Source organism: Corallococcus sp. NCSPR001 (genome assembly GCF_017309135.1).
Taxonomy (GTDB): domain Bacteria; phylum Myxococcota; class Myxococcia; order Myxococcales; family Myxococcaceae; genus Corallococcus.
In genome coordinates, this window is the sequence record NZ_JAFIMS010000002.1 from 9,148,109 (window position 1) to 9,168,868 (window position 20,760).

At 66.3% G+C, this 20,760-nt stretch carries 19 protein-coding genes and 1 pseudogene; 18 read left to right on the forward strand and 2 right to left on the reverse strand.

Annotated elements, in window-relative coordinates; all coding sequences use genetic code 11:
* The first annotated feature begins 29 nt into the window (after positions 1-29).
* The 17 genes and pseudogenes from JYJ93_RS38760 (at position 30) to JYJ93_RS38840 (ending at position 18,369) form a co-directional block, all read left to right on the forward strand.
* The gene (locus tag JYJ93_RS38760; protein ID WP_206799811.1) at positions 30-1,421 is read left to right on the forward strand and encodes a cytochrome P450; all 1,392 of its coding nucleotides are present in this window, start codon (positions 30-32) and stop codon (positions 1,419-1,421) included.
* Positions 1,418-2,290: an alpha/beta hydrolase gene (locus tag JYJ93_RS38765; protein ID WP_206799813.1), complete on the forward strand. Its 873-nt coding sequence runs from the start codon at positions 1,418-1,420 to the stop codon at positions 2,288-2,290. Before JYJ93_RS38760 ends, JYJ93_RS38765 begins: the two co-directional genes overlap by 4 nt.
* 122 nt (positions 2,291-2,412) lie before the next feature.
* The gene (locus JYJ93_RS38770) at positions 2,413-3,888 is read left to right on the forward strand and encodes a DUF2252 domain-containing protein (RefSeq protein ID WP_206799815.1); all 1,476 of its coding nucleotides are present in this window, start codon (positions 2,413-2,415) and stop codon (positions 3,886-3,888) included.
* A gap of 117 nt (positions 3,889-4,005) precedes the next feature.
* A complete protein-coding gene (locus tag JYJ93_RS38775; RefSeq protein ID WP_206799818.1) occupies positions 4,006-5,556 on the forward strand; it encodes an FG-GAP-like repeat-containing protein in 1,551 nt (516 codons plus the stop codon).
* A 120-nt stretch (positions 5,557-5,676) separates the two neighbouring features.
* Complete coding sequence (locus JYJ93_RS38780) at positions 5,677-5,889, forward strand: hypothetical protein (protein ID WP_206799820.1); 213 nt, start codon at positions 5,677-5,679, stop codon at positions 5,887-5,889.
* 116 nt (positions 5,890-6,005) lie between these two features.
* Positions 6,006-6,236 (forward strand): annotated as a pseudogene (locus tag JYJ93_RS38785) (DUF2252 family protein); the annotation flags it as partial.
* A gap of 84 nt (positions 6,237-6,320) precedes the next feature.
* The gene (locus JYJ93_RS38790) at positions 6,321-7,601 is read left to right on the forward strand and encodes an AHH domain-containing protein (protein WP_206799823.1); all 1,281 of its coding nucleotides are present in this window, start codon (positions 6,321-6,323) and stop codon (positions 7,599-7,601) included.
* A gap of 1 nt (position 7,602) precedes the next feature.
* Positions 7,603-8,190: a DUF1629 domain-containing protein gene (locus tag JYJ93_RS38795; RefSeq protein ID WP_206799824.1), complete on the forward strand. Its 588-nt coding sequence runs from the start codon at positions 7,603-7,605 to the stop codon at positions 8,188-8,190.
* A gap of 80 nt (positions 8,191-8,270) precedes the next feature.
* Positions 8,271-8,474: a hypothetical protein gene (locus JYJ93_RS38800; RefSeq protein ID WP_269012967.1), complete on the forward strand. Its 204-nt coding sequence runs from the start codon at positions 8,271-8,273 to the stop codon at positions 8,472-8,474.
* 278 nt (positions 8,475-8,752) lie between these two features.
* On the forward strand, positions 8,753-10,495 hold the full coding sequence (locus JYJ93_RS38805; RefSeq protein WP_206799825.1) for a class I SAM-dependent DNA methyltransferase: 1,743 nt from the start codon (positions 8,753-8,755) through the stop codon (positions 10,493-10,495).
* Positions 10,492-11,853 (forward strand): restriction endonuclease subunit S, encoded by a 1,362-nt coding sequence (locus JYJ93_RS38810; protein ID WP_206799826.1) that lies wholly within the window; start codon positions 10,492-10,494, stop codon positions 11,851-11,853. The genes JYJ93_RS38805 and JYJ93_RS38810 overlap by 4 nt, the downstream gene beginning before the upstream one ends.
* Complete coding sequence (locus JYJ93_RS38815; protein WP_206799827.1) at positions 11,850-14,969, forward strand: type I restriction endonuclease; 3,120 nt, start codon at positions 11,850-11,852, stop codon at positions 14,967-14,969. The genes JYJ93_RS38810 and JYJ93_RS38815 overlap by 4 nt, the downstream gene beginning before the upstream one ends.
* Before the next feature lie 25 nt (positions 14,970-14,994).
* Entirely contained in the window at positions 14,995-16,347 is a 1,353-nt protein-coding gene (locus tag JYJ93_RS38820; RefSeq protein ID WP_206799828.1) for a hypothetical protein, read from the forward strand.
* Positions 16,344-16,694 (forward strand): DUF2019 domain-containing protein, encoded by a 351-nt coding sequence (locus JYJ93_RS38825; protein ID WP_206799829.1) that lies wholly within the window; start codon positions 16,344-16,346, stop codon positions 16,692-16,694. Before JYJ93_RS38820 ends, JYJ93_RS38825 begins: the two co-directional genes overlap by 4 nt.
* Before the next feature lie 19 nt (positions 16,695-16,713).
* Positions 16,714-17,088, forward strand: a complete 375-nt coding sequence (locus tag JYJ93_RS38830; protein ID WP_206799830.1) for a DUF2019 domain-containing protein — start codon at positions 16,714-16,716, stop codon at positions 17,086-17,088.
* A 72-nt stretch (positions 17,089-17,160) separates the two neighbouring features.
* Entirely contained in the window at positions 17,161-17,511 is a 351-nt protein-coding gene (locus tag JYJ93_RS38835) for a DUF2019 domain-containing protein (RefSeq protein WP_206799831.1), read from the forward strand.
* Between the two features lie 393 nt (positions 17,512-17,904).
* Positions 17,905-18,369 (forward strand): hypothetical protein, encoded by a 465-nt coding sequence (locus JYJ93_RS38840; RefSeq protein WP_206799832.1) that lies wholly within the window; start codon positions 17,905-17,907, stop codon positions 18,367-18,369.
* On the opposite strand, the gene JYJ93_RS40455 is transcribed toward JYJ93_RS38840, so the two are convergent.
* Complete coding sequence (locus JYJ93_RS40455) at positions 18,278-18,946, reverse strand: MerR family transcriptional regulator (RefSeq protein WP_242544100.1); 669 nt, start codon at positions 18,944-18,946, stop codon at positions 18,278-18,280. The genes JYJ93_RS38840 and JYJ93_RS40455 overlap by 92 nt on opposite strands.
* 429 nt (positions 18,947-19,375) lie before the next feature.
* Between JYJ93_RS40455 and JYJ93_RS38850 the strand changes: the two genes are divergently transcribed.
* On the forward strand, positions 19,376-19,837 hold the full coding sequence (locus JYJ93_RS38850) for a hypothetical protein (RefSeq protein WP_206799833.1): 462 nt from the start codon (positions 19,376-19,378) through the stop codon (positions 19,835-19,837).
* A gap of 13 nt (positions 19,838-19,850) precedes the next feature.
* On the opposite strand, the gene JYJ93_RS38855 is transcribed toward JYJ93_RS38850, so the two are convergent.
* Positions 19,851-20,753: a MerR family transcriptional regulator gene (locus tag JYJ93_RS38855; RefSeq protein ID WP_206799834.1), complete on the reverse strand. Its 903-nt coding sequence runs from the start codon at positions 20,751-20,753 to the stop codon at positions 19,851-19,853.
* Positions 20,754-20,760: the final 7 nt, after the last annotated feature.

The window sequence follows — 20,760 nt, forward strand, 5'->3', positions numbered from 1 at the left end:
CAGTGGAAGGGTTTGGGTACACTCGCCGCATGCACGCTGCCCCTTCCGACTCCGCGGTCCTTCCACCCCCGCTTCCCGCGGGGCTGCCGTGGGTGGGCCAGGGGCTGGAGTACCGGAAGGATCCGCTGGGTTTCTTCCTGCGCTACGCGGACCGGGGCGCGGTGGTGCGGACCCGCTTCGTGGGGACGTCCATCTACCTGCTCAACACGTCCGAGGCCATCGAGCACGTGTTGGTGAAGAACTTCCGCAACTACCCGAAGGACGCCTTCCAGCGGCGCGCGTTGGAGGCGGTGGTGGGCCACGGCCTGTTCACCAGCCACGGCGACTTCTGGATGCGGCGGCGGCGGATGATGCAGCCGGCCTTCCACAAGAACCTGCTGGCCGCGCACGGGAGCGTGGCGGTGAAGGCCGCGAACACCTGGATGGCGTCACGGCGGGAGGGCGCGTCCTTCGACGCGTACCCGGAGATGATGGCGCTGACGTTGGACGTGGTGGCGGAGACGCTCTTCGGCGCGGACCTCTCCGCGCAGGCGCGGGAGCTGGGACGGGCGATGGAGGCGGTGATGCTGCACGCCCAGCACCTCTTCGACACGCCCATCCCGCTGCCCGCCTGGGTGCCCACGCCGGGCCAGCGGCGGTTCAGGGCCGGCCTCGGCGCCCTGCACGCCGTCGTGGACGACGTGGTGGAGCGCCGGAGGAAGCAGGGAGGTTCCGGAGACGACCTGCTGGGCCTGATGCTGGAGGCACAGGCCGGGGACGGCGAGCCCCTGACGGACGCGCAGCTGCGCGACGAATGTCTGACATTGATGATCGCCGGGCATGAGACGACCGCCGCCGCGCTGGCGCTCAGCCTGTGGTTGCTGGCGCGCCATCCCGAAGCGCAGGCCACGCTGCGGCGGGAGCTGGCCACGGTGCTGGGAGGCCGCGAGCCCACGGTGGCGGACCTGCCTTCACTGCCGTACTGCGAGCAGGTGGTGAAGGAGTCGCTGCGTCTGTATCCGCCCGCGTGGGGCATGAGCCGGGTGGCGGAAGCAGACGACCGGATGGACGGAGTGCAGGTCCCCGCCGGAACGGTGGTCGCGTGGTCCCAGTGGGCGCTGCACCGGAACGCGAGTCACTTCCCGGAGCCAGAGGCCTTTCGTCCCGAGCGCTGGGCGGACGGGCTGGAGCGCCGCATCCCACGCTTCGCGTACTGTCCCTTCGGAGGCGGCCCCCGGCTCTGCATCGGCGCGGGCTCCGCGCTGATGGTCATCCGCCTGGTGCTGGCCACGGTGCTCCAGCGCTTCCAGTTCGAAGCAGCGCCAGGGCCCGCGCCGGAGGTCCTCCCCGCCATCACCCTGCGCCCGAAGGGCGGCATCCCGCTCACGCCGCGGGAATCCGCTGGACGCCATGCCCGGTGTTTCCCAGGCTTGCGCCCATGACGCTTGTCCTGACGGCACCGGAGCGCAGTCATCACCTGGAGCGTAAGCACGGACGACGCGTGGGGTGGACGGAGTGGGGTGCGCCCGACGGTGTGCCGGTCCTCTTCTGCTCCGGCGCGGCGACGAGCAGTTCGCTGGGCTTTGGCGCGGAGGCGGTGCGCGAGCTGGGCGTGCGGCTGCTCTGCGTGGACCGGGCGGGGCTGGGCCTCTCCCAGCCGGACCCGCTCAAGGACTTCTCCCGCTGGACGGCGGACGTCGCGGCGGTGCTGGAGGCCACGGGCCTGTCGCGGCCCGCCGTGGTGGGCTTCTCCCAGGGCGCTCCGTTCGCGGTGGCCCTTGCGGGCGCCGGACGGGTGTCCGCGATGGCGCTCGTCGCGGGCCAGGACGAGCTCGCCCACCCCACGACCCGGGCCCTGCTCCCTCCGGAGGTCGCGGGCATGGTCGCCGCCATCGAGGCGGACCGCGCGGGCTTCGAGGCCGGCTTCGCGGCGCGCGCGGACGCGGACGGCATGTGGGCGCTCGTCGACGGCATGAGCGGCCCGGAGGACCGCGCCCGCTACCGCGAGCCCGCCTTCGCGTCCGCGTATCGCCAGGCGCTGCGCGAGGGCTTCGCGCAAGGCGCCAGCGGCTACGCGCGCGACCTCACCCTGGCCATGGGCCGGTGGCCCGTCCCACCCGAAGCCATCACCGTGTCCGTGCGGCTCTGGTACGGCGGGCGAGACACCAGCCCGGTGCACTCGCCGGATGGAGGCGCGCTGCTCGCCACGCGCTTTCCCCGCGCGGTCCGCCACTTCCTGCCGGACGAGGGCGGCTCACTGCTGTGGACGCGCGCACGGGACATCCTCCGGGACCTGCTGGCCGCGGCCTGAAGCGCGCTCACGGGTGAACACTGCATCCGTCCATGTTCCCGGGGCCGAGGACATTCCGGACCTGGACGCTTCCGGTTCCGGGGGGACGTATCCAGCTTTGGAGGTGAGGAGTCACACACCCCATGGATGCGGAAGGTACTTCCGAGCTGGGAGCCGCGAAGGTTCCCCTCGTATCCAACCAGAAACAGCAGCGCACGCGGCGCACGCCCCGGAAGCTGAAGCCCTCACGGCTGCAGGCCGTGGACTTCCGCTCCGTGGAGGAGCGCATGGACGCGGGCCGCGCCTTTCGCAAGCGCTGTCCCCGGAGCAGCCACGCCAGGTGGAAGCCCTTCCGGGGGCGCGACCCGATCGCGCAGCTCAAGGAGTCCGACGCCACGCGGCTGCCGTGGCTGGTGCCCGTGCGCCATGAGCGCATGTCGGAGTCCCCGTTCGCCTTCCTGCGCGGCACGCCCTTCGTCATGGCGCGCGACCTGGCCCACACGCCGCACAGCGGCCTGCGCAGTCAGATTTGCGGCGACGCGCACCTGGCCAACTTCGGCCTCTTCGGCACGCCCGAGCGCAACCTCATCTTCGACCTCAACGACTTCGACGAGACGCTGCCCGGCCCCTTCGAGTGGGACGTGAAGCGCCTGGCCGCGAGCTTCGTCGTGGCCGCGAAGCAGAACGGCCTGGGCGCCCGCTGCGGCAAGAAGGCCGCGCGCAAGGCCGTGGAGTCCTACCGGCTCACGATGCGTGAGCTGACGACCCGGAGCCTGCTGGAGGTCTGGTCGCTCCACGTGGACGCGAAGGAGCTGAAGCACTCCGACTCCGACGACACCGCGAAGCTCGCCGCCGAGGCGGTGGAGAAGGCGAAGCGCCACACCAGCGCGCACGCGGTGGAGAAGCTCACCGTGGAGCGCAACGGCCAGCGGCACCTGGCCTACCAGCCGCCGCTGTTGTTCCCGCTCAGCGCGGTGAAGATGGACGTGTCGCCCGCGGAGCTGGAGCGGCGCATCAAGCGGCTCACCGTGGGCTACCTGGAGTCGCTGGACGGCGCGGTGAGGGACTTGTGCCTGCGCTACCAGCGCAGGGAGTGGGGCTTCAAGGTCGTGGGCGTGGGCAGCGTGGGGCTGCAGGCCTACGTCGTGCTGTGTGAAGGCAACGGCGGAGAGGACCCGTTGGTGTTGCAGCTCAAGGAGGCGAAGGCCTCCGTGCTGGAGCCCTACCTGGGCCCCAGCGAGTTCCACAGCGCGGGCGAGCGCGTGGTGGTGGGCCAGCGGCGCATGCAGGCCTTCTCCGACCTGTTCCTCGGCTGGACGGAGGTGGAGGGCATGGGCGCCTTCTACGTGCGCCAGCTGCGCGACATGAAGGGCTCGCTGGACGCGGAGAAGATGGATGCGCCGGTGTTCCTGGACTACGCGGACGCCTGTGGCGCGACGCTGGCCCGCGCCCACGCGCGCACCGGCGACGCCGCGCTCATCGCCGGCTATCTGGGCAGCAATGACCACTTCGACGAGGCCGTCACCGAGTTCGCCTGCGCCTATTCAGACCAGGTGGACTCGGACTACGGGCACTTCATCGACGCGCAGGCGAAGGCCCTGGAGGCGCTGACGCACTGACACCCTGTACCGCCGTCCCGGGGGATGGTCCCCCCAGGTCAGCCGTCCGCCATGAGCACGCACGCCATGTTGAGTCCGCCCCGGTTGGGGCCTCTCACTGCGTGCAAGGACGTGCTCATGTCACACCGTCATTTCAAGCGTCTGCTGCTCTCCCGCCCGTTCCATCAGGCCCTGCTGTCACTGGGGCTGCTGGGCTTCTGCGTGCCCGCGCTCGCCGCGGACACGGGCTCCGTCAGCTTCAAGGCCGTTGGCGACTTCAAGACCGGCGAGGGTCCCCGCCATCTGGCCATCACCGACCTCGACAAGGACGGCACCCCGGACATCCTCACCGCCAACACGAAGGACCGCTCCCTCTCCATCCTCATGAACGGAGCGAGCTCCGAAGCGGTGACCGTCCCCCTGCGTGCCGCGCTCGGAGCCCCCACCGGCATCGCGGCCGGGACCGACTTCGACCTGGATGGGCACGCGGACATCGCCGTCGTGGGCAAGGGCGCCCTCGCCATCTATCCCGGCGATGGCAAGGGGGGCGTCAAGGCGGACGCGCCGCTCGTCAACCTCTTCAATCCCAATACCAACCTGCGCGAGCTGGTCATCGTGGAGCTGGATGAGCAGTACACCCCGGACCTCGCCAGCCTGGGGCACCGGGGCGGCGACGGCGTCATGACCGTGCTCCCCCTGGAGAACGGCGAGACCCGGATGCTCATCCCGACGGGCGGCTCGCCGGTGGGCCTCGCGGGGCGCGAAATCACCGGCGACGGCCATGATGACATCGTCACCGTCGACGAGGACGGCACCGTCACCCTGCTGTCCGGCAAGGGCAACGGCTCCTACTACACGCCCTTCAAGAAGTACCCCACGCACGCAGCCGCCCGCCGCGTCGCCCTGGGCGACGTCACCGGTGACGGCAAGGCGGATGCCGTGGTCGCGGGCAGGAACTTCGTGTCCGTCCTCAAGGGCGACGGCAACGGCAACTTCGAAGGCGCCAAGAACTTCACGACCTCCGTCGACGCGAAGTCCCTCGCGCTCGCGGACTTCGACGGGGACGGCCTGCTCGACGTGGTCGTCGCGCCAGACAGCGCGATGGCCGCCGCCGTCTTCGTCAACAAGGGCGATGGCTCCTTCGGCGAGGCCGTCCTCCTCGACACCCAGGGCACGATCTCCGCGCTCGCGGCCGCGGACCTCGACGGGGACGGGAAGGCGGACCTCGTCGTGGCACGGGAGGCGGCGAACCTCGTCACCGTGTTCCACAACACGACCGACGCGTCGGAGCCCGAGCCCGAAGCGGACGCCTCCGTGCAGCTCGTCTCCCGGCGCGTCCTGACCCTGATCAATCCCTACATGCTCTACGAGGTCCGCGTGACCAACAACGGCCCCGCGAAGCTCGAGTCCGTCACCGCCACCGCGGCGCTGCCCTCCGGGTTGTCCGCGACGGCAGGGGACTGCACGAAGGGCTCCGGGGACATCACCTGCGCGTTCAGCGACATCGCGCCGGGGGAGACGCGGAGCCGGTTCTTCCACGTCCCCCTGAGGCAGTACTCCTCCAACAAGTACTACACCGTCACCGCGTCGCTGTCGGAGAGCACGCCGGAGGACCCCAACCCCCTCAATGACGAGGCCTCGCGGCGCTGCATCTTCTACCTCGGCCAGCTGGTCCATTATTGCGACTAAGCACCCCTCGGGGCGTCATGCTCCCCCCGGCGCGGCCGGGGGGAGCGACGGCGGCCAGGGTGTTCTCCGGCAGCAGCTCGTGGTCCAGGTGCGGGAAGATCGAGAAGTCGACGGCCCCCCGTGGGCGGCTTCCACTCGACGAAGCACGGGCCGATCCTGGGCGTCATCACCATGCTCCCGGCGCTCAATCCCACCCAGACCGTCTTGCTCAGCGACGGCAACACGGACTCCCGCATCCTGGGCAGCGTGGTGAGCTCCAGCACGCCCATGGACTTCCACCCCAGCTCGCACATCCCGTCAGCGGACCGGCCGGAGATGAACCGCCAGACGTGAGAAGAAGTTTCATGGTGTCTCCCGGAAGCTGACCCGGTCGAAGCCAATCGCAGCAGGCTGCTCGCGCCTACAAGCGGAATGGGGCGGAGGTTCTCACGCGAGGACCCGACGCAGAGAAGATGGATGCGCCCGTGTTCCTGGACTACGCGGACGCCTGTGGCGCGACGCTGGCCCGCGCCCACGCGCGCACCGGCGACGCCACGCTCATCGCCGGATACCTGGGCAGCAATAACCACTTCGATGAGGCCGTCACCGAGTTCGCCTGGGCCTATTCAGACCAGGTGGACTCGGCCTACGGGCACTTCATCGACGCGCAGGCGAAGGCCCTGGAGGGCCTGACGCACTGAGCGGGACCGCGCACTTGATGCGGTCCGTTGAAGTTGTCGCGCCCCCAGGTCAGGATGCCGCGCTTCCTGATCTTGGGGAGTGCCATGAGGCTGGCCGGAGCCGTCTCGCTGTTGTTGCTGCTCGCGACGGGGTGTGCGACCCGCCGCGTTGTCCATATCGATACCGGCAGTGGCCCCCGGGTTGTCCACGAGCCGGTGCAGGTTGCCCCGGTCCAGGTGAGCGAGGACGCGTTCGCGTCCGCCCTCACGCAGCTCATCCTGGACATGCGCATGGACGTGGCCTTCCGTGAGACGAAGCGATCCAGGACGCTGCTTGCCTCCTCAAAGGGCCTCGCGGGCTCTGGCTCGCGGAGTTCGCCTGAGTCCTTGTCCGCGCGCCTCTGCCCCGAGGCGGATGACTGTCTGGCCCTGTTGGGCGGGACGGGGCTGACGTTCTCACGCAAGGACCGGACGCTCATGGCCTTGTCCTTCGCGCTCGACAGCGTGTGGGAAGGCGTCGAGGCCGAGGTTGGCAAGCTGCTGAACCCGGCGGCACTCAAGGCCATGGTGACGTCGGCCGCGCTGAGCCTGCTTCTCACCCTGACGCTGCCGGAGCCTGTCACCAAGGCTATCGCCGTGGTGCTGACGGCCGCCATGGTCGCCTACCTGGGCATCGTACCGGTCTGGGAGATGGGCCAGGGCTTCGTGCGGCTTTGGGACGACGCAGGAGCGGCGACGAGCACTCTTGAGTTGCAGGACATCGGTCACCGGTTCGGGCGGGTATTGGGGACCAACGGCACGCGCGTACTGGTGCTGCTCGTCACAGCGGCGCTTGGCGGGAAGAACGCGATGGCGGCCCAGGGCCCCAAGCTCCCGGGCTTCCCCCAGGCCGCGCTCCGAGGGCAGGCCGAAGCGGGATTCTCACTCGGGGCAGCCCTGAACGGTGGCGTGACATCCATCGCGCTGCCCGCCGCAGGTGTGCTCAACGTCGCGTTGGCTCCTGGAGCGGCGGCTGCTCTCGCGATGTATTCGAACGGCCAGATTCCAGGCGACGCCGAGGGGCCGGTTCATCACATCTGCACGAACAAGAATCTGGTCTCCGCTGTGTCCGGAGGGCCATGGACGCCGCAATGTGCAAGGCTCTTTGCCCGGGCCGGGATGAAGCTGGAGGATGTCCCGAACCAGGTGCGCCTGAAAGCCCATCAGGGGCCGCATCCACGTGAATACCATCAGGCTGTTCTCGATCGGTTGGAGAAAGCTTTGGGGCGATGCAAGTCAGAGGAGACGTGCCGGGTCCGACTGATTGAGGAACTGGCGCGGATCGCAGGGGAGCTTCTTACGACTGGCACGGAGTTGAGGCGGTTGGTCGTGGTGGGTGGAGGCTGAGATGGCGCTAGACTTCTACGCAGTGGAGATTGGGGATGTCCCCCAGTGGTGCCTGGAACTCCCCACCCACCTGAATGGAGACGCGCTGGATGACCCGTGGATGTTTGTGGACGGGAAAACAGTGACTGACCCGGGACCTCTCAAGACAGTCCCCTTTCACGTTGATGTGAAGCGTACTTTTTCGGTGGCCAATGCAGACCGCTTGCCCATTGCGAACGAGCAGGTCGCGAACGTCTTCCGGGAACTTGCGCCTGCCGACGTGCAGTTGTTCCCAGTAGACATTGAAGGGACGCCGGAGCGGTACTACGTCGTCAACGCGACCCGGCGCTTCATGTGTATTGACGAAGCCAACTGTCGCGAGGTCCAGGTCTATCCACCGGACGGAGCCGTACCCGAGCGGGTAGGCGAGTACCGCTCAATCTCGGGCCTGCGTATCGACACTTCGAAAATTGAAGATGCGCGTGTCTTCCGTCCCATGGGGTGGGAACTGGCCTTGATTGTCTCCGAGGAGATCAAGGAAGGGATTGAGAGAATCGGCAACACGGGAGTGTTCTTCAACCGCGTGACGGGTCCGCGAAGCACATCCTGAGTCAGTCTTTGTCAGTCCCACCCGGCCAGTCCTTCACTGTGCTGGACCGGACCGACTGCCTCGACCGGGAGCGCACCCTCGTGAAGGGCGTGCCTTTCCACCAGTGCGGAGAAGAGCTCCTGGGCAAGGAGGACGCAGAGCCACTCGTGCTCCGCCCTCCGCCGGGAGGCGTCCCGCCCGTGTTCTCCATCCCCGAGCTGCTCTACTACTGCTACACCGAAGAGGCACGGCAGGCGTGTGAGCAGGCGGGATTGAAAGGGCTGTGGTGGCGTCCCCAGCCTTGAGCCCGGGAACGGCCCTGGACAAGGCGCCCAGGTCTTTCGCATACACGATATCCCTTCGCGCTCGCCATACCGGCGGGGCTCAAGCGTGTGATTGACGGGCCGACGAAGCGTACCCTGAGTGAGAGTCGCTCCACGGGCCAGCGGGCCCGAAGTGCCTCTCTTGGCGATGGCCGTCCCTGATCGGCCGCTGCTACCATGACCGGGATTGCCCCGGAGCGGCATGCACCTGCCTCGACCCGCTCCCCCCTTCGCTCCGGGTGCTCAGAGAGAATGCCTTCATGAGTGAGCCGAACCTCTCCTCCTTCATCTGGTCCGTCGCGGACCTGCTGCGCGGCGACTACAAGCAGTCCGAATACGGGAAGGTCATCCTCCCCTTCACGGTGCTGCGCCGCCTCGACTGCGTGCTCGAGCCCACGAAGGCCGCCGTCCTCGCGGAGAAGGTGGCCCGCGAGAAGCAGAAGCTCAACCCCGAGCCCTTCCTGCTCAAGAAGTCCGGCCAGCACTTCTTCAACACGTCGCCGCTCGACCTGAAGAAGCTCATGGGTGACCAGGACAACATCGGGGAGAACCTGCTCCGCTACGTGCAGGGCTTCTCCCCCTCCGTGCGGGACATCTTCGAGCGCTTCGAGTTCCACGCGCAGATCGACCGATTGTCGAAGGCCGGGCTGCTGTACCTGGTGACGGAGAAGTTCGCGAACATCGACCTGCACCCGGACGTCGTGAACAACGCCCAGATGGGTTCGGTGTTCGAGGAACTGATCCGCAAGTTCGCTGAACTGTCGAACGAGACCGCCGGAGAGCACTTCACGCCCCGCGAGGTCATCCGGCTGATGGTCAACCTCCTCTTCATCGAGGACGACGACGCGCTCGTGAAGCCGGGCATCGTGCGCCACCTGTACGACCCGACGGCGGGCACGGGCGGCATGCTGAGCGTGGCTGGCGAGCACCTGGCCGGGATGAACCCAAAGGCCCGCCTCGTCATGTATGGACAGGAGCTGAACCCCGAGTCCTATGCCATCTGCAAGGCGGACATGCTCATCAAGGGGCAAGACGTCGCCAACATCGTCTTCGGCAACACGCTTTCCGCGGATGGGCATCCCGGCAAGCACTTCGACTACATGCTGTCGAATCCGCCGTTCGGCGTGGAATGGAAGAAGATCGAGAAGGAGGTCCGCAAGGAGGCCGAGCAGCAGGGCTTCAACGGCCGCTTCGGCCCGGGCCTGCCGCGCGTGAGCGATGGCTCGCTGCTGTTTCTCCTGCACCTGGTGTCGAAGATGCGGCCGGAGAAGGACGGAGGGAGCCGCTTCGGCATCGTCCTCAACGGCTCGCCGCTCTTCACGGGTGGGGCAGGGTCGGGTGAGAGCGAGATACGCCGCTACATGCTGGAGAACGACCTGGTGGAGGCCATCATCGGCCTGCCCACGGACATGTTCTACAACACGGGCATCAGCACCTATGTGTGGATCGTGAGCAACCGGAAGCCTGCTCAGCGCAAGGGCAAGGTCCAGCTCATCGACGCGAGCACCTTCTTCCAGAAGATGCGCAAGAGCCTCGGCAGCAAGCGCAAGGAACTGAGTCCCGAGCACATCAAGGACATCACGCGCATCTTCGGCGCCTTCAAGAAGGTGACGCGGGAAGGCGTACCCATCAGCCGCATCTTCAAGAACGAAGACTTCGGCTACCGCACCATCACGGTCGAGCGTCCCGAGCGTGACCACAAGGGCCATCCGGTCCTGGGCACGAAGGGAAAGGGCAAGGGCAAGCCCCTGGCGGACGCGAACCTGCGCGACACGGAGAACGTCCCGCTCTCCGAGGACGTGGAGACGTACTTCCAGCGTGAGGTGGTGCCCCATGCGCCGGATGCCTGGATTGACCACGAGAAGACGAAGGTGGGTTACGAGATTCCCTTCAACCGGCATTTCTACGTCTTCAAGCCGCCACGTCCGCTCGCGGAGATCGATGCTGAGTTGAAGGGCGTTACCGACCGCATCCTCACGATGATCGGAGAGCTGTCGAAATGAGCTTTCCCCGCTACCCGGAATACAAGGACAGTGGTGTCGAGTGGCTGGGCGCGGTACCGGCGCACTGGGATGTAAGTCCGCTAAAGTACCTTGCGCGTGTGGGGAACGGCTCAACGCCCAATCGAGAGCAATTGGCGTATTGGGCTGATGGCACCTATCCGTGGCTGAATAGCTCAGCGGTAAACCAGGAAGTCATCAAGGAGTCCGACCAGTTTGTCACAGAACTGGCGCTCAATGATTGCCATCTACCGAAAATAACGCCGCCTGCGGTTTTAATTGGAATTACAGGGCAAGGTCGGACGCGCGGGATGGCTGCCTTATTAACGATTGAAGCCACGATCAGTCAACACGTGGCATATGTTAGTCCGGATGCTCACAAGGCAAGCGTCGAATGGATACGTCGCATCTTTGATGCGAACTATCGGCTACTGCGAGACGAGAGTGACGGAGGCGGCAGCACAAAGGGTGCGATTACATGTGAGCAAATCTCCACATTGAAAATCCCGATCCCTTCAATGGAAGAGCAAATTTCCATCACAGCCTTCCTTGCCCGTGAGACTGAGAAGCTCGATGAACTGGTTACCGAACAGCAACGACTGATCGAACTGCTAAAGGAAAAGCGCGAAGCCGTCATCTCCCACGCCGCAACTAAGGGGCTGAACCCTGACGCACCTATGAAACCCTCGGGCGTCGAGTGGTTGGGCGAGGTTCCGTCGCACTGGCGCGTTGGTAAGTGTGGATATTACGTATCGATCCTTTCTGGGTTCGCTTTTCCTTCGGGCGGATTCTCTGAGAATCCTTCGCACCATAAATTGTTGCGAGGGGTGAATATTGGCGTTGGAGCCTTACGATGGGATGATGTGGTCCACTGGGAGAGGCAGTCTGAAGATGGGCTCGACGAGTATGAACTCCTTGGCGGAGAGCTTGTTATTGGCATGGATCGTCCCCACATCGCGGAGGGCGTCCGAGTAGCAAGGGTTAGAGCCAAAGACTTGCCATCTCTTCTGCTTCAGCGGGTCGCATCGGTCAGATGTCGTGACGAACTTCATATTGACTACCTTGAGACGCTTTTTGCGTCTTCGATGTTTGTCGCTCACTTTGTACCGGAAACGACAGGCGTCAGTGTGCCGCACATTAGCCCTGGGCAGATCAGGAGCTTCGTTGTTCCGATTCCTCCTCTGGCCGAGCAGGTGTCCATTACCGTTCATATTGCAGAGATATCCAATCGCTACGCAGCGCTGATTCAAGAGACAGAACTCGCCGTTTCACTTCTTGAGGAACGTAGAACCGCCCTGATCTCCGCCGCCGTCACCGGCCAGATTGACGTTCGCGCCATCGCCGGAAAGGCCGCAGCGTGAGCCTCCACAAGGAAATCAGCTTCGAGTCCGAGATCTGCGCCCACCTCGCGTCTCACGGTTGGCTCCACTCGGACCGAGACGCCACCGACTACGACCGTCCACGCGCGCTCTTCCCCGCCGACGTCCTCGCCTGGGTGCAGACCACCCAACCCAAGGCCTGGGAGACGCTGACGAAGAACCACGGCGGCAATGCCAGGGATACGCTGCTCAACCGCCTGCGCGACCAACTCAATCAGCGCGGCACGCTCGACGTCCTGCGCCACGGCATCGAGCTGCTGGGCCTCAAACAGCCGCTCAAGCTGGCCGAGTTCAAACCCGCGCTCGCCATCAACCCCGACATCCTCGCGCGCTACGAAGCCAACCGGCTGCGCGTGGTGCGGCAGGTGCACTACTCCGTCCACAACGAGAACAACATCGACTTGGTGCTCTTCCTCAACGGAGTGCCTATTGCGACGGCCGAGCTGAAGACCGACTTCACCCAGAGCGTCACGGACGCCATCGACCAGTACCGCTTCGACCGCCTGCCGCATCCCAAGGGACAGGCCGCCGAACCGCTGCTCTCCTTCCCGAGCGGAGCGCTGGTGCACTTCGCCGTGAGCAACAGCGAAGTCCACATGGTGACGCGGCTCGATGGCCCGGCGACCAGTTTCCTGCCCTTCAACCAGGGCGACGACGGCGGCGCGGGCAACCCCGTGAACCCATCCGGCGGCCACCGCACCGCCTACCTGTGGGAGCAGGTCTGGGCGCGCGAGAGCTGGCTCGAAATCCTGGGGCGCTACCTGATTGGCCAGCGTGACGCCAGGAAGCAGCTCACCCGGCTCCTCTTCCCGCGCTACCACCAGTTGGACGTCACCCGAAAGCTCCAGGCCGCCGTGCTCGCGGACGGGCCCGGCACGAAGTACCTCGTCCAGCACTCGGCCGGTTCAGGGAAGACGAACTCCATCGCCTGGACGGCGCACTTCCTGGCCGAGCTGCACGACGCCCAGCACAAGAAGGTCTTCGACACGGTGCTGGTCGTCTCCGACCGCAACGTCATCGACTCCCAGCTCCAGGAGGCCATCTTCGACTTCGAGCGCACGACCGGCGTGGTGGCGACCATCACCAACAAGGACGGAAGCAAGAGCGGCAAGCTCGCCGAGGCGCTCTCCGGCAAGAAGAAGGTCGTCGTCTGCACCGTCCAGACGTTCCCCTTCGCCATCGAGGAAGTGCGGCGGCTGGCCGCGACGCAGGGCAAGCGCTTCGCGGTCATCGCCGACGAGGCCCACAGCTCCCAGACGGGAGAGACGGCCTCCAAGCTCAAGGCCGTCCTCTCCCCCGCGGAGCTGGCGGAGCTCAACGACGGCGGCGAGGTGAGCAGCGAGGACCTCCTCACGGCGCAGATGTCCTCACGCGCCAATGACTCGGGCATCACGTTCGTCGCGTTCACTGCTACGCCGAAGAGCAAGACCCTGGAGATCTTCGGCACCCGGCCGGATCCGTCGCGCAAGCCCGCGCCCGACAACGTCCCGGTGCCCTTCCACGTCTACTCCATGCGGCAGGCCATCGAGGAGAAGTTCATCCTCGACGTGCTGAAGAACTACACGCCCTATAGTCTGGCCTTCAAGCTCGCCCACGAAAGCAAGGCGGTGGACGAGAAGGAGGTGGAGAAGAGCGCCGCGCTGAAGCGGATCATGGGCTGGGTGAGGCTCCACCCCTACAACATCGCGGAGAAGGTGCGGGTCGTGGTGGAGCACTACCGCGCGCACGTGGCTCCGCTGCTCGACGGCAAGGCCAAGGCGATGGTCGTCGTCGCCAGCCGGCTGGAGGCCGTGCGCTGGCAGCTCGCCATCGAGAAGTACATCCAGGAGCACGGCTACAAGATGGGGACGCTCGTAGCGTTCTCCGGAGAAGTCGTGGACCCGGACTCCGGTCCGGAGCCATTCACAGAGAACAGCCGGACTCTGAATCCCCGCCTGAAAGGGCGCGACATCCGGGAGGCGTTCAAGGAGGGCGAGTACCAGGTGTTGCTCGTCGCCAACAAGTTCCAGACTGGCTTCGACCAGCCGCTGCTCTGCGGCATGTACGTGGACAAGCGTCTGGCGGGGATCCAGGCGGTCCAGACCCTCTCCCGGCTGAACCGGGCGCACCCGGGCAAGGACACGACGTACATCGTCGATTTCGTCAACGACGCGGCCGACATCCTCGAAGCCTTCAAGACCTACTACACGACGGCGGAGCTGGCAGCCACGACCGACCCGAACGTGGTGTTCAACTTGCGCGCGAAGCTCGACGCCGCTGGCTACTACGATGACTTCGAGGTCGAGCGCGTGGTGGGAGTGGAGCTGAACCCCGGCTCGAAGCAGAGCGACCTCGTGAAGGCCATCGAGCCGGTGCTGGACCGGCTGATGAAGCGCTTCAAGGCCGCGCAGGCGTCCTTCAGGGCCGCGAATGAAAGCTCCGACGCGAAGGCTCGCAAGGACGCCAAGGCGGAGCTGGACGCGCTCGTCCTCTTCAAGTCGGACATGGGCGCGTTCCTGCGGCTCTATACCTTCCTCTCGCAGATCTTCGACTACGGCAGCACCGCTCTTGAGAAGCGGGCCATCTTCTACAAGCGCCTGTTGCCGCTCCTCGAGTTCGGGCGCGAGCGCGAGGACATCGACCTCTCGAAGGTCAAGCTCACGCACTACACCCTGAAGGAGAAGGCCAAGGCCCCGATGCTGCTCGCCGTGGGCGAGAAGCCGACGCTCTACCCGGCGACGGAGGCAGGCGCGGGCAGCGTGCAGGAAAGGGAGCGCGCGCGACTCAATGAGATCATAGAGCGGGTGAACACGCTGTTCGAAGGCGAGTTGTCGGATCAGGACAAGCTCGTCTACGTGAACAATGTCTTGCTGGGGAAGTTGCTGGAGTCCCCCACACTGGCTCAACAGGCCGCGAACAACTCGAAGGAACAATTCGCGAACTCGCCTGACCTCCAGGAGGAGATCATGAGCGCCATCATCGCCGCGCTCGACGCGCATGCGCTGATGAGCAAGCAGGCGTTGGACTCCAAGACGGTCCGGGATGGCATCAAGGACATCCTGCTCAACCATTCGATGCTGTGGGAGGCCCTGCGCGCCAGAGGGGCAAGCGACACGTGACGGACGGCAACGGAGCGAGCTGCTGATGCGTCGTTCATGGCTGGTGCTGTCCCTGTTCTTGGCGCTGGTCGGGTGTAGCAGTGCGACGAAGGCCGTCCGGCTCGACACGGGGCGCGGTGCGCCTGTCGTCCATGTGCCTCGTGCGGATGGAACGGCCCGGCCGGTCCCGCTGGATGCGGGGGCGCTGAAGGAGGCCGTGGCGCGGCTGGCCCCGGGGCTTCGGTTGTCACCGAGGGCCCAGGAGGCCGCCCGGCGCCTCTTCGAGGTGGAGCCCCGGAGCGGTTCGTACTTGATGGATGTGCAGCGCCGCCGCATCACGCCGCTAGGGCCGGGGGAGCACCTGTCCTCCGAGCAGGCGCAGCCAGACGTGGAGCTGACCCGGGCCTACTTGCGCTGGTGTGGCCGGACCGGACGCGCCGGTGACTGTCTGGCTCTGCTGAAGGAGATCCCAGTTGTCTCTGGGGACGCGCGCTTCGCCCTGGCGCTCGCGATGGCGAAGGGGGCGGTGCTGGAAGAGCTGTGGGACGCACTGAAGGACATGGCGAATCCCGAGGCGCTGATGCAGGCCGCTCTGTGGACAGCGGCCACGTACGCGCTGCTCTGGACGGTGCCTGAGCCCGCGACGAAGGGCGTGGCGGCGGTGATCTCGGCAGGGCTCATCGCCTACGTGGGCATCGACACGTTCTGGGCGCTCATCCAGGGCTTCCGGCACCTGATGGCGGAGTCGGACGCGGCGCTGACGTTCGACGAACTGCGCGGGGCGGGAGAGCGATTCGGCAAGGTGATGGGCCGGCAGGCGGCGCGGGCTTTCGTGATGCTGGCGACGGCGGCCATTGGAAGCACGGGGGCGACGCTGGGGGCAAAGCTCCCGGGCCTGCCAGGGGCAGCCCAGGCCGCGGTCCGGGCCGAGGCGGAGGCCGGGGTGGTCTACGCCGCCGTGGGGCAGGTCGAGACGGTTACCATCGCCGCTGACGGCTTCACGGTCGGCCTCGCGCCGGGCGCCGTGGCCATGTCATCGAATGGAACGCACGGCGGTGGGAGCGCTTCCACTGGATACAAGGCGTGGCAAACACACCGGGGCATGACGAAGGCGCGAGGGAGCGCGGGCACGAACAGGGAGTGGCACCACGTCGTCGAGCAGACCGAGGGGAATGTTCGCCGGTTCGGTCCGGAAGCGATACACAACACCGAGAACGTCGTCGCCCTGAACAAGACGCTCCACGACCTGGTCAGCGCGTTCTACTCCAGGAAGTATCCGCTCATCACTCGTTCACGCGTCCTTACCATTCGAGAGTGGCTGAGCACGCAGTCGTACACAGCCCAACGCGACTTCGGCTTGCTCGCCATTGAAAACATCAAGAAGGGAATCTGGCGATGATTCTAGAGGGTCTGGTCAGGGAGTTTGCTGAGAATGTCGCGGCACAGACGGACGCGATCTTCCAGGTGGGTGCGGACCCCGAGGACAAGCACGGCGACCGATACATCGCTGCTTTCGATGAACTTCGTGCCCGAGGAGACGAAGGAAGAGAGGCACTCTGCATCCTCTTGAAGCATCCCAGGATGGACGTGAGGGCCACGGCTGCCGCCTTCCTGCTCCGTTACCGCACCGCCGAAGCCAAAGCGGTGTTGGAGGAGGCCGCAAAAGGTGAGGGGCTCGTTGCTTTTGGCGCTCAACAGACATTGAAAGGGTGGGAAGAAGGCGTCTGGGACCTGGATCCCGAATAGAGGCGGGCCCCGCTTGCTCATGAAGTCCAAGGACCTCAAGGTGCTAGGGACAGAAGAGTTGATTGCGCATTTTCGCGAGGTTTCAGCCAAGCACGGGCGCTTACTGAATGCGCGCGACACTCGGGCTGCGAACAAGAACTACCGTCTCGCGGCAGCCGTCAGGAAAGACCTGCGTACCCGTGGACCCGATGCGGAGAAGCGCCTGCTGGCATTGCTGACTGATCCGGAGCCAGGGACGCGGTATTGGGCAGCAACAGCCGCCCTGGGCTTCGCGCCCAGCGAGGCAGAACGTGCACTTGCCCTGTTGGCGGAGCCGCCGCCAACAATGCTGAGTGTGAGTGCGGCAATGACCCTGCGCGCGTGGAAGGACGGAACGCTTCCTCCGGAAGAATAGAGCCGTTCCAATTGATAGGTCGACTGCGAGGACGCTCCCGCGCAGTTGGAGGCAGCAGGAAGAGGGGTCGGAGTGAGGTTCGATACACTTGTCAGGCTATTCGCGGACAACGTCGCCGCCCAGACCGACGCGATCTGGCAGGGCGACGCGAAGGCCGGAAACCGACACGCAAAGAAATACATCTCCGCTTTCGAGCAACTCCGGGCTCTTGGGAATACAGGCCGCGAGGCGCTCACGGTGCTTTTCAGTCATCCCAGGATGGATGTGCGAGTCATGGCTGCGGCCTACCTGCTCCGCTACCGAACGCATGAGGCACGCGAGGTCTTGATGGAGGCAGCCAGGGGCGAAGGACTCGTGCCGTTCAAGGCAGGGCAGGCACTGAAGCGCTGGGAGGAGGGCACCTGGGCACTGGACCCGGAATAGCAGCGGGCCCCATGCGTCTCGGCCCCTCTCAATGCTCATCCACCCCAGGAACAGACGTTGAAAGGGTGGGACGAAGGCACCTGGGACCTGGGTCCAGGATGGCGGCCAGGTTCGCTCCCGGATTGGACAGACATCCAATGTCCTGGAGGCCCTGACACACTACTGAAATGGAAAATAATCTCCATGGCGGAGGGCGGACTGAAACAAGAACAGAGACCTGCCCTGAGGTCTGGGGTTGATTGACGTCTGAGAGATTGAAAGTCACTATGACTCCACTCCTCCGGCAGCAATCCCATCTCAACCCAGTCCCTGCCTGTCCCAGGCAGGCGGACCCCCGTTCCGCGGTCGCCGGAGGACGGCGGGGGTCTGTCTTCACACGAGAGAAAGCCCCCCATGAAAATGTCCATCAACGGCTTGTCCGCCGTCGTCCTCGCCGTGGCGCTCTACGTCGTCCCCGCGCAGGCGCAACAATGCGCGAATCTGAGTTCCACGCTGGGGGTCGCCATCCAGGCGGCGAATGCCGCCTTTGACGCAACCCAGACCAGCGCCAACGCCACGGCGACGGCAGCTGCTACCCTGAACCTCCTCCAGATCCTCCAGGCCGCCACCGCCAATCTGAATGCGGTCACCGGGATCGCCGCGTCCGAAGGCGCGACCCTCGTTCTCCTGCCAAGCGCCGCCTTCACGGACCTCTCCGCGATCAACAACAATCTGACCTCTGTCACCCAGACCCTCCAAGCCTTCATCCAGAATCTCCTGATGGGGATTACGACTCCCACCACCCTCCCCGCCACCGTCGGAACGACCCTCTCCGATACCCTCGCCCTGATCCAGGCGCTCCCGCCCATCTGTGAATGAGGCATAGGGGCTTCAGCCCACCATCCGCGTCCAGTCGTCCTCGTGACTGAAGAGCCTCACGCCCAGGCATTCGCAGACGTCCGCATGCGCCTGGGCGGCGGGGCCTCCCACCCAGAGGGCAGCGCATCCAGGCAGCGCCGCCAGCACCTCGCAGCGCGGACGCCATGTGCTCGCGCGCCACGTCCAGGCGACTGGCCATCTCGCGCAGCAGCGGGAGGAGGACCGTGTCGCAATACGTGGCCGCGTCCAGCCCCACCTGGGCCGCGGACAGCGCCGCGTCCGCGCCCTCCGAGTCCAACACCATCACCGCCGCCCAGAAGCGCTCCAGGTGCCGCGCCTCTGGCGGGACGTCCGTCCGGGGCTCGTCTCGCACCTGGGCGATGGCCTCGCTCACCGAGAGGCCCTCCTCCATCCACTTCGCCACCCGGCGGACGGCCTCCACCTCGTCGCGTGAATAGACGCGGTAGTTGTTCTCGCTGCGCTCCGGACGCGGGAAGCCATGGCGGCGCTCCCAGGCGCGCAGGGTGGCCTCGCGGATGCCCGTGAGCCGGGCGATGGTGCGGATGCGCAAGCTCATGGCCCCAGGCCTCGCGCGCGGTCCCAGCGCTCCGCCACGCCGCGCGGGCCAGCAACTCCACGCCGCGCTCCATGGCCTTCCTGCTCCGTTACCGCACCGCGGAAGCCAGCGCCGTCTTGGACCTGGGTCCAGGATGGCGGCCAGGTTCGCTCCCGGATTGGACAGACATCCAATACCGTGAAGCCCCTGACACATCACTGAAACTGGAAAATAATCTCCATGGCGGAGGGCGGACCGAGACACGAACAGACACCTGCCCTGAGGTCTGGGGTTGATTGACGTCTGAGAGATTGGAAGTCACTGTGACTTCACTCCTCCGGCAGCAATCCCATCTCAACCCAGTCCCTGCCTGTCCCAGGCAGGCGGACCCCCGTCCCGCGGTCGCCGGAGGACGGCGGGGGTCTGTCTTCACACGAGAGAAAGCCCCCCATGAAAACGTCCATGAACTGGTTGTCCGCCGTCGTCCTCGCCGTGGCACTCTACGTCGTCCCCGCGCAGGCCCAGTGCATCAACGCGGACTCCACCGCGGGCGTGGCCATCCAGGCGGCGAACGCCGCCGTGTCCGCGGCCCAGACCAGCTACATCGCGGCAGTGCCGGTGGTCGCAGCACCGAGCATCCCGGGTATCGCTTCCGCCCTCGGCGCCATCGCGAACGCGAACGCCGCGCTCACCGCGTCGGAGCTCGCGACCCTCGGCACCCTAGGGACCGCGCTGAACACGGACCTCACCAATATCAACACCTCGCTCGCGCTCAATGTCCTCCAGCCGCTCCTGAGCGTGATCACCTCGCTGTTGACCACGATTCCATCGGCGGGGGTCCTGCCCGGCATCGGAGATGCCCTCGATGACACCGTCGCGCTGGCGCAAGGCCTTCCGCCGTTCTGCATCTGACGCACGCGGAAACTCAGCCCACCATCCGCGTCCAGTCGTCCTCGTGACTGAAGAGCCTCACGCCCAGGCGTTCGCAGATGTCCGCGTGCGCCTGGGCGGCGGGGCCTCCCACCCAGAGGGGCAGGCCCTTGGGCAGCGCATCCATGATGCGTTCGAGGACGTCCTCGAACACCGTGGCGCCCCGGTTCGTCACCGCCGACAGACCCACCACGTCTGGCTTTGCGCGGGCCACCGTCTCGCCCAGCCCCTCCGCCGGCACGCGCTGCCCCAGCAGCGTCACCCGCACGCCCGCGTGGCGCAGCCTCAGCGCCACTCCCAGCAGGCCAATCTCGTGCTCCTCCTCCGGGAAGCACGCCAGCACCGCGTGCTTGCGTCCTCCCCGGGGGGCGCCGTGCAGCAGGCTCACCAGCCGCTCGCGCACCACCTGCGTCACCAGGTGCTCCTGCGCCACCGTCAACGTCCCCGCGTGCCAGCGCTCGCCCACCTCGCGCTGCACCGGCACCAGCACGTCCTCGAAGGCCTTCAGGGGCGGCAGCGCCGCCAGCACCTCGTCCAGGACGCGGACGACGCGGGGCTGATCATACGCCTCGGCCGCGGCCATCACCGCCGCGCGCCACGACTCCGGCTGCGCCCCGGTCCGCGCATCGGCGCCCTCGGCGGACGGGGACGGCGCCGCGTCCAGCTCCGCGCGCAGCTGGGGCACCAGCTTCGCTGCCTCGCTGATGGACACCCCTTCGTCCGTCAGCGCCTTGAGCCGCTTGAGCAGGGCCACGTCCCGGTCGGTGTAGACGCGGTAGCCCGAGGGCGTGCGCTCCGGCTCGAGCACCCCGTAGCGGCGCTCCCAGGCGCGGATGAGCTCCACGCGGACCCCTGACAGCTCCGCGGCGATGTGGATGCGATAGGTGCGCTCAGCCATGGTGTGC

Excerpts from the sequence above, each read along its gene's own strand:
- JYJ93_RS38760 (WP_206799811.1), top strand. The coding sequence starts at position 30 with ATGCACGCTGCCCCTTCCGACTCCGCGGTCCTTCCACCCCCGCTTCCC.
- JYJ93_RS38765 (WP_206799813.1), top strand. The coding sequence starts at position 1,418 with ATGACGCTTGTCCTGACGGCACCGGAGCGCAGTCATCACCTGGAGCGT.
- JYJ93_RS38770 (WP_206799815.1), top strand. The coding sequence starts at position 2,413 with ATGGATGCGGAAGGTACTTCCGAGCTGGGAGCCGCGAAGGTTCCCCTC.
- JYJ93_RS38775 (WP_206799818.1), top strand. The coding sequence starts at position 4,006 with ATGTCACACCGTCATTTCAAGCGTCTGCTGCTCTCCCGCCCGTTCCAT.
- JYJ93_RS38790 (WP_206799823.1), top strand. The coding sequence starts at position 6,321 with ATGAGGCTGGCCGGAGCCGTCTCGCTGTTGTTGCTGCTCGCGACGGGG.
- JYJ93_RS38795 (WP_206799824.1), top strand. The coding sequence starts at position 7,603 with ATGGCGCTAGACTTCTACGCAGTGGAGATTGGGGATGTCCCCCAGTGG.
- JYJ93_RS38805 (WP_206799825.1), top strand. The coding sequence starts at position 8,753 with ATGAGTGAGCCGAACCTCTCCTCCTTCATCTGGTCCGTCGCGGACCTG.
- JYJ93_RS38810 (WP_206799826.1), top strand. The coding sequence starts at position 10,492 with ATGAGCTTTCCCCGCTACCCGGAATACAAGGACAGTGGTGTCGAGTGG.
- JYJ93_RS38820 (WP_206799828.1), top strand. The coding sequence starts at position 14,995 with ATGCGTCGTTCATGGCTGGTGCTGTCCCTGTTCTTGGCGCTGGTCGGG.
- JYJ93_RS38825 (WP_206799829.1), top strand. The coding sequence starts at position 16,344 with ATGATTCTAGAGGGTCTGGTCAGGGAGTTTGCTGAGAATGTCGCGGCA.
- JYJ93_RS38830 (WP_206799830.1), top strand. The coding sequence starts at position 16,714 with ATGAAGTCCAAGGACCTCAAGGTGCTAGGGACAGAAGAGTTGATTGCG.
- JYJ93_RS38840 (WP_206799832.1), top strand. The coding sequence starts at position 17,905 with ATGAAAATGTCCATCAACGGCTTGTCCGCCGTCGTCCTCGCCGTGGCG.
- JYJ93_RS40455 (WP_242544100.1), bottom strand. The coding sequence starts at position 18,946 with ATGAGCTTGCGCATCCGCACCATCGCCCGGCTCACGGGCATCCGCGAG.
- JYJ93_RS38850 (WP_206799833.1), top strand. The coding sequence starts at position 19,376 with ATGAAAACGTCCATGAACTGGTTGTCCGCCGTCGTCCTCGCCGTGGCA.
- JYJ93_RS38855 (WP_206799834.1), bottom strand. The coding sequence starts at position 20,753 with ATGGCTGAGCGCACCTATCGCATCCACATCGCCGCGGAGCTGTCAGGG.